The following is a 13,207-nucleotide window of genomic DNA, read 5'->3' on the forward strand; positions in this document are numbered from 1 at the left end:
AGGGGAGACTTATTAAGACTTCTTATTGCTTTAAGGGAGAAGCCAACGCCTGTTGGATATGGGTTTGCCACCTAAATTTTTACATACTTTTGTACCTAAGGAAGTAGTGCTGGTGCATACACGCCTATTTTGATACTCAGAGGAATACTGTCCGTAAAACGTAATCGCCACCTTGGGAGCCCCTGTATTTCCTACGATTTGATACAACCCACCGGTTACAGTCTGCCCATTTTCTCCACCACACCCCTTTCCACACTGCGTAACATATGTTCCATCTGCCCAAAAGAAATCTCTATCAGCATATTGATGTATATAATCCTGGGGCAGTGCTATGTCCAAATTTTTAATATGGGTATAATAGCCATTGGCCAAATAAAACGCATCTTCCGCATCACTGATAGAGCGAAGCAAGGGCATCAGAGCCGACACTCTGCTCTTCATCACTGCCAACTGATATTGCGGCACCGCCACCGCCACTAAAATACCGATAATAAGGACAACGACCAAGAGTTCAATAAGGGTAAAGCCGGCACTTATTGTGCAAGAAGCCGTGCGGCCACCCCGAACAAACGTCTTTCCGTAAGGTTTGGCGGCACGCAGGGTTACGGAATCTCGCCGTTTCGCAACAACAGATTCTGGACTACAACTTTCCAGAATGACGACACTAGCACAAGTAGCCGCACGGCTAACTTCAATAAACCCTTTCATTTTTTCCTCCTTTTAAGGCCTTTATATTTGAGCAAAACGGCCTTTTATACGCATTTTTATACGACAGACACATCCGGATACAACCCACGCGAATTATCAAAATTTTAACAAAAAAAAAACGGAACAACCCCTTTAAAATAAACGACTCAAAACGGTAACAACGAACGGCCCAAGATGTAGATTCTGAAACAAGTTCAGAATGACCGCTTGTTTAATAAGTAGTCTTTTTCTCTTGTCATTCCCGAGTGTCAGCCGGCGCGAAGCGTTCGGGGATCTGTTGTTTCGGAAGAGAACAACCACGGCAAAAACAGATTCCCGACTACAACACTCGGGAATGACAACAATAATAACGACAAATTGCTTATCTAACCTGTTTTTGCGCTTGTGAAAGGGCGGACAATAAGCCATACTATTAGTGGCAAACCTTTTCATACGGCGCATTGCAGGCAAAGCCGCCGTGAGGGGACCCATGGGGGACGGTCCGCATTGATTCCCCCCAACCAATATATTGGTAACCCCGCCCACACCCGGGCGGGGGTTTTGTTTGGTAAATTCTGCCAATCCGCCAAACGGGCCGACTTTCCCCGCATTGGCTAAAAAACTGTTACAATATATTATATTTTCGCCCGGGACACCCGGCGCCAAAAGGAGAAACAAATGATTAAAGAAGGTTCCAAAGTCAAATTTGACTACACCCTTACGGTTGACGGCAAAGTAGCCGACACCTCCGCCGGACGCGGCCCGTTGGAATACACCCACGGAGCAGGGCACATTATTCCGGGCTTGGAAGAAGAACTTACCGGGATGAAAGTTGGCGACAAGAAGACTGTAAAAGTTGCGCCGGAAAAAGGCTATGGCAAAGTCTTGCCGGAAGCCATCCGCCGCGTACCGAAAGAAGCCATTGGCGGGGCTGAACATTTAAAAGTAGGTGATATGGTGGGTGCCAGCAACGAAGGACACACTTTCCGCGCGGTGGTAAAGGAAATCACGGATAAAGAAGTGGTGTTGGACTTTAACCACCCGTTAGCCGGAAAAGATTTGACCTTTGACGTGGAAATTAAAGAAATCAACTAATTTCTTTCTGTTTGCAAAAAAACCCCGGGCCAAAACCCGGGGTTTTTATATATTTTAACCCTTGCACTCTTCCGTGAGGGCCAAATTGTCTTTTAAGTGGGCGTAATGCCGTTTGACCAAGGTTTCCTTTTTGGTCAGGGGCCGTCCGCCTGCTTCTTTTTGTGCTACGCGGGCCAATACCGCTTTATTTTCCTTTTCATAGGCTTGCACATCCGCCGGAGTTACTTGTATCACCAAGCGGCATTTTTCGGCCTTGGCCTGTGCTTGCGCCTTAGCCAATTTTTCCGCTTCAAGCGATTTCTTAAAATCTTCGGCGGCGGCTTCTTCCTGCGCGCGGTAGCGGCGGATATCGGCAAAGGTCAAATCCAGTTTACGCATATCGGCCTTGGCCTGCACCACATCATTAGGCATACTGAAAAAGTAATAGTCCGAATAGCGGGTCAGGCTATCCTCATCCGTTTTGTGGAAACGCTTAAAGAAGCGGTACGCACACAACGAGTGTTTATGCACGGTGCGGCCCACGGAATCGGTGTAAAAAGCACCGTCCGCCATTTCCTGTCCGCAGACCACGCATTTTGCCTTAGGCGCGATAACAGGCGTTTGAACGGGAGATACAACGGGCTTAGCGGGTTCCGCTTTCTGCTTGACAGGGGCTGCATTGTGCCCATCAGAAGCAGGCTTGCTGTTTTTGGGGGTTGACGAAGGAGTCGCCCGTTTAGGCGTTGCTCCCGCGGGTTTGGTTGGCAACGACGCCACCAAAGGATTTTTGCGCGGAGCAACCTCGCTACCCTTTTTAGCGTCCAGATTATCAAGCACCACGGGAACCGTCTTTTTAGCAGGCATAAAATCCGTCTCCAACTGTGCTAACAAAGGATTAGCCTCTTGCGATTGTGTCAGTTGTGTCCACGTCGGTACTGTGCGCTTGGTCGCCTTATGTCGGTAAGTGTTCCCCAATTTGGAATAATAGGCAGAGGCCTTAGCTTCGCACGCGCTATGAATATGATAGGGGCGAATACGTCCGAGTACCTTTACATCTTGGCTTAAATAACCATTTTCCAACCCCACCGGTTTACCGCAAACCAAGCAAGGGTAAGTAATCGGCGAAAAGTCATCCTCATACGGTTGGGCCGTCAGCAATCCCTTGGCATCTAAAACCTTGGATTCCGGCGTATATTGTCCCTTGTATTGGCTTAAATTTTGCACTAACTGGCGTATCTGCTGGGCTGAAATATTGCCTGCCCGCGCGGCCTCTTCCGCTGGCGCAATTTGCTGTTCTATAATATCCTTGATTTTAGCCGCTTTTTGCGTTAAGTACCGGCTCTCGGCGGACAAAGCCAGCCCCGCCTTATCCAAACCGCCCCGCATTTGTTGGCGTTTGGTATATAAAGCATCAACATACTCCTCTTCCATTTTGCGGACTTTTTCCAAATAAGCGCGCCACTCTTGCCCCAGTTGGGCCAACTGCCCCAGTTGCACGGCAGATTGTTTCCAATTTTTTAAATAGGCCTGTACCTTGGCCATATCGGCAGAATCTTTGACGGGAATCCCCTGCAAATAGGTATAAGGTTTTCCGCACAGGCTCTTCCACCCATTTTGCACGCGCGGGGAGTTTTTTCCCTCCATACCCCAAATAAAGTCCACCGCGTTTATAAAGCCTTCCAAATCATCACAGGTAAGGGTAGCATCGTTGGAAGAAGAAGGGCCCATAACAGAGGATAAGCCACCAATCACTACACTTTTCGGCTCAACACGCAATAAAGAGTGAACCTTATCTATTCCGTCCTCTGTGTACTGATCAGCCAACCCCAAGAAATGGCCTATTTCGTGCCGGCCCACCCGCACCATATCATAGTCCAATACATATCCACCGACAAAAGGACGGCCCTCCCGCCGTGCCTCCATCTTTTTCAACTCATGATAAGAATAATCATCATTACCCGGCAAAGAAAGTTGCCAATGCGTGGTAATAGGAGAATAAACACCTTTTATCGCCCCGGCACTGCCACGATACTTAGAAGTTTGTTGTTCAATACTGCCATGCGTAAAATTTCCTGCGGATTTAATACGCAAATCGTACTGACCTTTCTTTTCTTTGTCGCAGTCCTCCCCGTTGGGGTTAATTACCTGCAATTCAATACGGCGAGGCAAGGCCGCCAAAATATCCGCAAATTCCGCTCTTCTGTCACTCGGCATAAAAACGGAAAAGGCGGGCTTGGAAGCAACATTTTGCTCTTTTTTAGATTTCTTTTTGCCCTTGGCAGTCATTGGCTGTGCCGATTGAGGTTCCCCCAAGTTTGCGCGAAGAAAAGCAAACCAATGGTCCAGCGCGTCTTGCGTGGACTTTACAAAATAGTCCCGCGTAATTTTTTGACGGGCCGGGTCGGTGCTGGTTCCCTCTGTACTCACACACACACGAATCTTGGGGTTTTTGGCAGTCAGCACATAATACAAAAAACTTTTCTTGTATATATAAGGATCCCCATTAAATGAAACCAAATCCTCCAACAGCCCCCACGCACTTGCAGAGGCGGCGAGTGTTAAACAGGTTAATAATAAAAGATATTTTTTCATATTTTCCCCGATAGAAAATAGTCCGCTGTAAAACCCGCCTTACGGCACTTTTACAACAGATGAATATATTTATAGTATAGTTGTTCTTTTTCCCTTTTACAAGGGAACAAAATATAACTAATGAAAAACCCCTAGGAACAGGCCTAGGGGCTTTTACTGCTTCAAACTTAAATCAGGTGTAACTTTCCAAATAAGTATGCAACCCCTCGGCGCGCGCCTGCGATACGCCCTCCTCGTAGAGTTGCTCCGCTTCATCGGTGCGGCCTAAGGCATATAACACCTGCGCCAAAGAAAGTTTTGTGAGAATTTGCCCGCGTTTTTCATCCGAATTGTCAAACAAAACACGCGCTTCTTCCAAATCTTTTAAGGCGGCGGCCATTTTGTTTTTGCGTTTTAAAATATCCGCGCGGCCCCATTTTACAAAGCCCAAGTCCACCGTATCGTGGATAGACGAATAGAGTTTATCAGCCACGTTGTAATGGCGCAGGGCTTCGTCGTACTTGCCCTGTTGGCGCAAGCCGTTGGCCATACCGCAGTTGGTATAGGCCTTGCCGAAAACATCCTCGCTTTTGCGGAAGATTTTTTCCGCCAATTTGTAATTCTTTACACACTCGTCAATCTTTCCGCAAATCCGGCTAATTCCGGCTAGTCCGCAATGCCCGTAGGCCACGGAAATATCATCGCCCGCTTTTTTGGCAAGAGAAATAGCCTTTTTAAACTGTGCTACGCCTTCTTCAAAATGGCCTTGCAGGCGGAAGATTCCCCCCTTGGCCCAATGGATAAAACTCATTCCGGCATAGTCCTTTAACTGTGTATAGGCGGACAAAACGGCATCCAACAAATCAAGTGCTTCCTCCAAGCGGCCCCAAGCGCGCAAGGCCATACCCATTTCTTGCATTGCACGGACGGCGAACTCGTCGTATTCCAATTCCTGCGCCATTTTTAAGGCATCTTCGGCCAATTCATACGCAGCCGCAGAGTGTCCCAACGTGCGGTAGCAAGCCGCCATCGCCAAAAGCGCATCCATACGGCGTTCGGCCTCGTCGGCTACTTTCAAACAGGCGGCATAACTCTTTAAAGCATCCTCAAAGGAGCCGAGTTGGCGTTGCGCCTCCCCCGTTAAAAACCAAGCGGCGGCATCTTTCTTTTTGGCCTCGGCCAGTACCGCCAAAACGTCCGACGGACGGCCCTCATCAAGCAAATTTTCCAAAGCGTCCAAATCTAATTTTGCGGTTTGTTTCTTTGTGGATTGAGACATATACTCTCCTAATTTAACGGCCTGAAACTTTTAATCATTACCATATAACTTTGTACCCTGTACTTTTTGCAGGGAAACAAGCCAAACTACATCTGCAACAGTTTTTTTATTTCGGCTAATGTGGCGGCTAAATCATAGGGCTTGGGAATAAAATAATCAGCCCCCGCTTCCGTAGCCCGGTCGCGCGATTCGGGGTCGGATAAAGTGGACATTATTACCACCGGAATCCGCCAGGTGGCATTATCGGTCTTTAACAGTTTGCACACGTCAAACCCGCTTAATTTAGGGAGCATTAAATCAAGCAGAACCAAATTAGGCTTTATCTGCTTAGCCAGTTGCACCCCGGCCACGCCGTTTTCGGCCCAATGCACCTCAATTCCGTCCACTTTCAAGGCACCGCAAAGAGCGTTTCCCAACACCTTGGAATCTTCTATAAGTACCACTTTTTTCATATTACAACTCTTCGCAATTATCCTTGTACAAACGGATAGCCCCGGCATATTCACGGGCATTTTTGATAATACCGTTTACTTCGTCTTCTTCCAGTTTGCGTACAATTTTGGCCGGAACACCCATTACAAGAGAACCCGCCGGAATATTTTTTCCAGCCGGCACAACTGCTCCCGCACCGATAATACAGTTCGGGCCGATTTCACTTTCCATCACCACGGCGTTCATCCCAATCAGGCAATTATCGCCGATTTTACTGCCGTGCACAACTGCCCCGTGCCCCACACTAACCCCGCGGCCTATAATACAAGGGGCATCATAATTGACGTGAACGCAGGCATTTTCCTGAATATTGGAATTATCCCCCACCGTAATGGAAGCGATATCCCCGCGCAACACGGCGCAAGGCCAAACAGACACATTTTCCCCTAACGTAACGTCGCCGATTAATACCGACGTTTTATGCACATAACAACTGGGGCGCACGCTGGGGACTTGTTCGTTAATGCGTTCTTTCATAGCAGGGCTCCTTTGGACTTTTTATTTTTGCGCGGCGAGGAAGGGGACGAAAGTTGCAAGCCCCAATAGATAAAAATACTTACAATACCCGGCAAAATGTAATACACCACACGGTAAATCAGCGAAGCCATCAAGGCGGAATCCCAGTCTATACCCATTTGGGAATAAACCGCCGTCATCGCCAATTCCATAGCGCCTAAACCGCCCGGCAAAATGGGAATTAGCGTCGTAACCATACCGACGGCAAACCCGGCAACCAACACCCCCGCCGTAATGTGTATGCCCACGGCACGGAAGGCAAAATAAAGTACAAAAATCGTAAACAGCCAATCCGCACAGACGTAAATAATCGTCATAGTAAGTTTATTCTTTTTGCGGTGGATAAGGTCTATCCCTTCGTCCAACTGGTCCATAAAGTCATCATATTTTCCTTTTGGAATTAAGGCGCGGAACACGTGGTAAAGCACCTTATTCATCATACGGAAACATTTTCGCAACCATTTGGAGCGCAGTTCGTTATTAAACAGAAATGCCGTAATCACCACACACACCGCACACATTACAATAATAAGCGAAAAGTTTTTTAGCAGTTGCATTGTGGTTGCCGACGAATTAAACAGCATCAGCACCGACCCCTGCAAAATGATAATCGCCAACACAAAATACAAAAGTACCGTAATGACAATGCTGGCCGTAACGCAAGTGCCGAACGGCACCCGGCGGCGGTTTAGCAAGTGGGCACGCAAGGCAAACCCGCTGACCCCCAACGAGGAAACGATATAGTTTACCGTGGTGGAAACAAGAGCGATACCCATTGCCGCGCTTTTAGAAACTTTCCGCCCCATAATACGCAGCACTTCATAAAGGCTCATCCCCATTGCCACATAAATAAGAACGGATGACAACAAAGATAAAAAGAGGTATTTGGTTTTGACACCTTGCCAAATTTTTACAAAACTGTCCTTAGCCTGATAAATCATAACGGCAATCAGGCCGACGGATAAAAGGATGCCCAAGGTATAGAGCAAATATTTAAGCGGTTTTTTCACGCGCGCGCTCCGGGTATGAAAGATATATAAATTATATAATTTATTTAAGCAAAAAGGGCATTTTACGCGCTTATAAAAAGAGTGCGACGCCCCTGGGGGTTTTTAACATTATGAAGAGTATTAAAGTAATCGGCGCAAAAGGGCATAATTTAAAAAATGTTACCGTAGAATTACCCAAGGATAAAATGGTCGTAGTAACCGGGCTGTCCGGCTCGGGTAAAAGTTCTTTGGCTTTTGACACCATTTATGCCGAAGGGCAACGGCGCTATGTGGAAAGTATGTCCGCTTATGCCCGGCAATTTTTGGAACTGATGGAAAAACCCGATGTAGAACATATTGAGGGGCTTTCCCCGGCTATTTCCATTGAGCAGAGAAATCCGTCCAAAAATCCACGCTCCACTGTTGCCACAGTTACGGAAATTTACGACTATTTACGTCTGTTATTTGCCCGCGTGGGACACCGCTTTTGCCCCCATTGCGGACGGGAAGTGGAATCTTGGAGCGTACAGGGTATTGCACAGGATATTTTAAAAAAATTTAACGAAAAAACCGTTTTTATTTTATCCCCCGTCGTCCGCGGACGGGCGGGAACTTACGAAGAACTTTTTGCCAAATTTAAAAAAGAAGGTTATGTAAAGGCCCGCGTGGACGGTACGGTCATCACGTTGGACAATACCCCCTCGCTGGAACGCTACAAAAAGCATACCATTGAACTGGTAACAGACGAGATTTTTGTAGAAGAATTTGACCGTGAACGATTGGTGGAAAGTTTGGAAGCCGCATTAAAATACGCACAAGGGCTTGTGCACATTGTGGAAGCCGAGGGCGACCAGCCGCGCGAATTTACATATAGTGAAAATAACGCCTGCGCACATTGCGGTATCGGGTTTAGTGAACTGGAACCGCGTCTTTTTTCGTTCAACTCCCCTTACGGTGCGTGTCCGGACTGTAACGGTCTGGGGCTGAAAATAGAGGTGGCCGAAGATTTGGTCGTGCCGGACAGTACCCTTTCTATTAACGAAGGAGCCATTGCCGCGTGGCACAATCCCGTTACCACCCGCACCCACCGTTGGAAAACCTCGTGGAGCGGTTATTATTTTGATATTTTAAAACAAATTTGCCACCGCAGCCGTATCAATATGAATACACCGTGGAAAAAATTACCCAAAGCACAACGCGATTTAATTCTCTACGGTGTGGGCGGAGCCAGTTATACGTCCGTCATTTCGGGCGGCGAGCAGGATTTTGAGGGCGTAATTACCAACTTAAAACGCCGCTACCAAGAAAGCGAAAGCGACTTTGTAAAAGAGGAAATATATAATCGCTTTATGCGCGAAATCACTTGCCCCACCTGTAACGGCAAACGCTTAAAGCCCGAGGCCTTATCCGTTCGCATTAACGGCAAAAATATTAATGATATTACGGCTATGCAGGTATCCGCCGCCAAAGTTTTTTTTGAACAGATTGAACTAACGGAGAAGGAAAAAATTATCGCCAAGGACGTATTAAAGGAAATCCGCGCCCGTCTGAATTTTTTAAACAGCGTAGGGCTTTCTTATTTAACGTTAGAGCGCAAAAGCCAAACCTTATCGGGCGGGGAAGCCCAGCGTATCCACCTGGCTACGCAAATCGGTTCCGGCTTAACGGGGGTACTGTATGTATTGGACGAGCCGACTATCGGCTTGCACTCGCGCGACAACGACCGCTTAATTGATACGCTTAAAAATCTGCGCGATTTGGACAATACCCTTATCATTGTGGAGCACGATAAGGACACTATTTTAGCCGCCGATTATGTAGTAGAACTCGGCCCCGCGGCAGGCGAATACGGCGGCAACATTGTGGCGGCAGAGCCGACAGCTGATTTTTTGCGCGATGAAAAATCGCTCACGGCTTCCTACTTAAACGGACGGCGGATGATTCTCCCGCGCGAGGAACTGCGCAAAGGCAACGGCAAGTATTTGGAAATTTTAGGCGCACAACAGTTCAACCTCAAAAATATTGACGTTAAATTTCCGCTGGGCAAATTTATCTGCGTAACCGGGGTGTCCGGCTCGGGCAAATCCACGCTTATCCACCAAATTTTATACAAAGCCCTTGCCCAAAAATTTTACGGAGCCAAAGATGCCCCCGGCAAACATAAAGCCATTAAAGGGCTGGAAAACATTGATAAAGTTATCATTGTGGACCAAAGCCCTATCGGCAAAACGCCACGCAGCAACCCCGCCACCTATACGGGCGTATTTTCGCATATTCGCGACTTATTCGCCGAAATGCCCGAAGCCAAGCGCCGGGGCTATCAGCCGGGCCGTTTCTCCTTTAACGTAAAGGGCGGACGGTGCGAAAAATGCCAAGGCGACGGCATTTTAAAAATTCAAATGCAGTTTTTGCCAGACATTTATGTAAAGTGCGAGGAATGCAACGGCCAACGCTTTAACGAGGATACCTTACAAGTAAAATTCAAGGGTAAAAATATTGCCGAAGTATTGGATATGAGCGTATCGCAGGCATTGGAATTTTTTGATGCTATTCCCAAAATCAAACGCTATTTAAAAACTCTAAACGACGTGGGCCTCGGCTACATTAAACTGGGCCAAGCCGCCACCACGCTTTCGGGCGGCGAAGCCCAGCGCGTAAAACTGGCAGACGAACTTTCCCGCAAGGGCACCGGAAAAACACTCTATATTTTGGATGAGCCAACCACCGGCTTGCACTTTGCAGACATTGATAAACTCTTGCACGTGTTGCACGGCCTGGCCGACAAGGGCAATACCGTACTGATTATTGAACACAATTTGGACGTTATCAAAACCGCCGACTGGCTGATTGACCTCGGCCCCGAAGGCGGCGACAAGGGCGGCACGATTGTTTGCACGGGCACTCCCCGGCAGGTAGCCGGGTGCAAGGAATCTTATACCGGGCGTTATTTAAAGCCGGAATTGGAAGCGGTGGATAAATTTTTGGCAGCGCACCCGGAGCAAAAACTCCACGCCCCCAAACCCGCCGCCCCAAAGGCATCTTCCAAAAAAGCCAAGGGAAGCAAAAAATGAAAAATAAAATTCACAAAACAAACGCCGCCCGCCACTTGGACGAATTAAATATTTCCTATGAACTTATCCCCTACGAGGTGGACGAAGAAAATTTAAGCGCACTGCACGTTGCGCAAACCCTGGGGCAAAACATTGACCAAGTATATAAAACCTTAGTATTGCGCGGCGATAAAACGGGCTTTTTTGTGTGTGTAATCCCCGGCGGGGCGGAACTGGATATGAAGGCCGCCGCCCGCGCAAGCGGCAACAAATCGTGCGAAATGCTGCACGTCAAAGAACTCGTGCCGGTTACAGGCTATATGCGCGGAGGTTGTTCCCCCTTGGGTATGAAGAAACCCTTTCCTACCTTTATCCACGAGGACTGCATTTTGTGGGATTTTATATACGTCAGCGCGGGACTGCGCGGTTTGCAAATTAAAATCAACCCCAATGACCTCTTAAAAGCCGCCCACGCACAAGACGTGCCCCTATGTTTATAATTCATTTTCCGGCTTGTTAAATAGCGTTAAACCCCTATACTATACATATATGCTGTTCTGGGAGGTGCCTTATGTACGCCGGAATAGGAAAACGTTTTTTTGCCTTTTTAATTGACGTTCTTTTCTTTGCTGTTTTGTATTGGGTATTGTGGCAAATGATGAAGAGTTATGCCACCGTTTCGCTTGTGTTACTCGTCATCATTTGGCTCTATTATGCGCTCTTGGAAAGTTCCCCCCTTCAAGCCAGCGTAGGAAAAATATTAATGGGCATAAAGGTAGTGGACCGCCGCGGCCGCCGGCTTTCCTTTTGGCAGGCCACGGAGCGCATTGTTTCCAAACTGGTAACCAATGTAACTTTTTATTTCGGATTCTTTGTAGCCGCGTGGGACAAAAAGAAACGCACCTTGCACGACCGAATCAGCCACAGCGCGGTAATTTTAAAATCTGCCGAATTTGACCCGGACTCAATGGAAGAAGAAGACGAGGAAGCCTCCCTTACTTGGATAACGCTCGTATCGGTAGCATTGGCGATTGTGTTTGTGCTTCTCTTGTTGTGGGGAGTTGCCTTGCCGCAATATCAACACACAGAGCGGTATGTGCAACTCACGCGCGTACTGGCAGAAACGGACGAAGCCGCCCGCGCCCAGGTGGCGGCCGCATCCCGCCCGGGGGTGGACCCGCGCGAGTGGCAAGTGTTGCCGGGCGAGTGCCTGAAAATTGGCCCGCAGAAACTTTCCTGCCGCGGCTTTGACCTGGTGTTGGAACGCGGCGGCATACAAGCCAATGCCCGCACCGGGGCTATGGACATCATTTATACGCTTTACTACCCCTTTGGCGGCGGCCCTTTAACCTGCACTCCGCGCACCCCCCAAGGGCAGGAAATTTGTTCCACACTTAAAAAGTAAAGACGACTTCTTTGATAATGACGGCTATTTTCTGCTTTGGTTGATGGCTCCTCAGGGTTTGGGGAAAGGGGTTTTTCCCTTCGTCATCCACGAGGGTTTGGCGGCCCGCAGGGTTCGGGGATCCGTTGTCCGTCGTGCAAACAACAATAACGACAGATCCCCGACAAAAACACTCGGGGATGACGATTGCCTTTGCTTTTTGCTTTTTTGCTTATCGTCATTCCCGAAAGAGTGGCCGCCCGCAGGGCTCGGGAATCTGGTGTTCGTCGTTGCCGTCATCCTGGAAAGTCGTAGTCCAGGATCTGTTGTTACTCAAAAAGAGACAAACGACAGTTTCCCGAACGCTCCGCGCCGGGTCCTGGCGGGCCGCCTGCTCCCCTCTGGGATAACACTCTTTCTAATTGTCATCCCGGGCGTGGACCCGGGATCCAGTCTGTTTATTAGAAAAACTCCTTATTTTATTTCTGGATTCCAGGTTCCCGCTTGTATGCGGGCCCTGGAATGACAATACAAAATAAACTTATGTATTTCCCCCCCATTAAAAACCGCCCTTCCCAAACAGAGGAAAGAGCGGTTTTAGCCATTTGCTAAATAATATTATTTGCCGAGGTCCATAGTCGGTTCGGCACAAGCGCCTTGTTTATTGCCTTTGGTACCGTCACTGCAACATTTAAAGTCAGCAGCAGCAGTGTCATCCAAGCCACAGAAATCCATACAAAGTTCCGCACCGTTTTTGTTTGCTGCGTTGCATTGGGTTCCTTCACCATTATAATAGCGTACCAAACTGTAATCATATTGCAAGGTTCCAGGCCCCACGCGTTTGGCTACGGCATTACCCTCGTTTAAGGTAGTATTTGTTTGTTCCAAGGAAACTAAGAAACCATTACCGTTACCACATGCGCTCTTAGCCAAGGTCCCTTTGGTACAATACTCACCACCCGTAGCACCTTTCGGCGCAACGTCCAAACCACTGTAATTTTTGGCATAAGAGTTAATCTGCATATATTTGCGTTGTTGCGCCTGTGCAATGTTAGCAAGCAATGTTACGGCTTCCGTCATACGGGAGCGTTCCATTGCTTTGAAGTAGGAAGGCATTGCCATTGCGGCTAAAATGCCGATGATAAGGACCACGACCAACAACTCA

The 13,207-nt window shown here is 48.1% G+C and carries 11 protein-coding genes; 4 read left to right on the top strand and 7 right to left on the bottom strand.

All coding sequences use genetic code 11. The features are described 5' to 3' along the window. Positions 1–30: 30 nt before the first annotated feature. Positions 31–708, bottom strand: a complete 678-nt coding sequence (locus ACQY2K_RS06255) for a type IV pilin protein (protein WP_428041143.1) — start codon at positions 706–708, stop codon at positions 31–33. 657 nt (positions 709–1,365) lie between these two features. Between ACQY2K_RS06255 and ACQY2K_RS06260 the strand changes: the two genes are divergently transcribed. Beyond that, entirely contained in the window at positions 1,366–1,782 is a 417-nt protein-coding gene (locus ACQY2K_RS06260; protein WP_177745644.1) for an FKBP-type peptidyl-prolyl cis-trans isomerase, read from the top strand. A gap of 54 nt (positions 1,783–1,836) precedes the next feature. On the opposite strand, the gene ACQY2K_RS06265 is transcribed toward ACQY2K_RS06260, so the two are convergent. From ACQY2K_RS06265 to ACQY2K_RS06285, 5 genes are all read right to left on the bottom strand, one after another. Beyond that, positions 1,837–4,353: a hypothetical protein gene (locus ACQY2K_RS06265; RefSeq protein ID WP_428041144.1), complete on the bottom strand. Its 2,517-nt coding sequence runs from the start codon at positions 4,351–4,353 to the stop codon at positions 1,837–1,839. A gap of 172 nt (positions 4,354–4,525) precedes the next feature. Then, positions 4,526–5,611 (bottom strand): tetratricopeptide repeat protein, encoded by a 1,086-nt coding sequence (locus ACQY2K_RS06270; RefSeq protein WP_428041145.1) that lies wholly within the window; start codon positions 5,609–5,611, stop codon positions 4,526–4,528. Between the two features lie 86 nt (positions 5,612–5,697). Further along, positions 5,698–6,063: a response regulator gene (locus tag ACQY2K_RS06275; protein ID WP_177745635.1), complete on the bottom strand. Its 366-nt coding sequence runs from the start codon at positions 6,061–6,063 to the stop codon at positions 5,698–5,700. A gap of 1 nt (position 6,064) precedes the next feature. After that, entirely contained in the window at positions 6,065–6,580 is a 516-nt protein-coding gene (locus ACQY2K_RS06280) for a gamma carbonic anhydrase family protein (protein WP_177745632.1), read from the bottom strand. After that, on the bottom strand, positions 6,577–7,629 hold the full coding sequence (locus ACQY2K_RS06285) for a flippase-like domain-containing protein (protein WP_177745629.1): 1,053 nt from the start codon (positions 7,627–7,629) through the stop codon (positions 6,577–6,579). Before ACQY2K_RS06285 ends, ACQY2K_RS06280 begins: the two co-directional genes overlap by 4 nt. A gap of 110 nt (positions 7,630–7,739) precedes the next feature. Between ACQY2K_RS06285 and uvrA the strand changes: the two genes are divergently transcribed. The 3 genes from uvrA to ACQY2K_RS06300 all read left to right on the top strand — a co-directional run bounded on the left by uvrA (position 7,740) and on the right by ACQY2K_RS06300 (position 12,063). Continuing rightward, on the top strand, positions 7,740–10,679 hold the full coding sequence (gene uvrA, locus ACQY2K_RS06290) for an excinuclease ABC subunit UvrA (protein ID WP_428041146.1): 2,940 nt from the start codon (positions 7,740–7,742) through the stop codon (positions 10,677–10,679). Then, positions 10,676–11,158 carry a Cys-tRNA(Pro) deacylase gene (gene ybaK / locus ACQY2K_RS06295; RefSeq protein WP_177745624.1) on the top strand — a complete coding sequence of 161 codons (483 nt, stop codon included), beginning with the start codon at positions 10,676–10,678 and terminating at the stop codon, positions 11,156–11,158. Before uvrA ends, ybaK begins: the two co-directional genes overlap by 4 nt. 71 nt (positions 11,159–11,229) lie before the next feature. Beyond that, positions 11,230–12,063: an RDD family protein gene (locus ACQY2K_RS06300; protein WP_428041147.1), complete on the top strand. Its 834-nt coding sequence runs from the start codon at positions 11,230–11,232 to the stop codon at positions 12,061–12,063. Positions 12,064–12,660: 597 nt separating this feature from the next. Here the strand turns inward: ACQY2K_RS06300 and ACQY2K_RS06305 are convergent. Further along, positions 12,661–13,207: type IV pilin protein (locus ACQY2K_RS06305; RefSeq protein WP_428041149.1), on the bottom strand; the 547-nt coding region annotated here is incomplete at its 5' end.

It is taken from the genome of Candidatus Avelusimicrobium fimicolum, assembly GCF_021632165.1.
Lineage (GTDB): Bacteria > Elusimicrobiota > Elusimicrobia > Elusimicrobiales > Elusimicrobiaceae > Avelusimicrobium > Avelusimicrobium fimicola.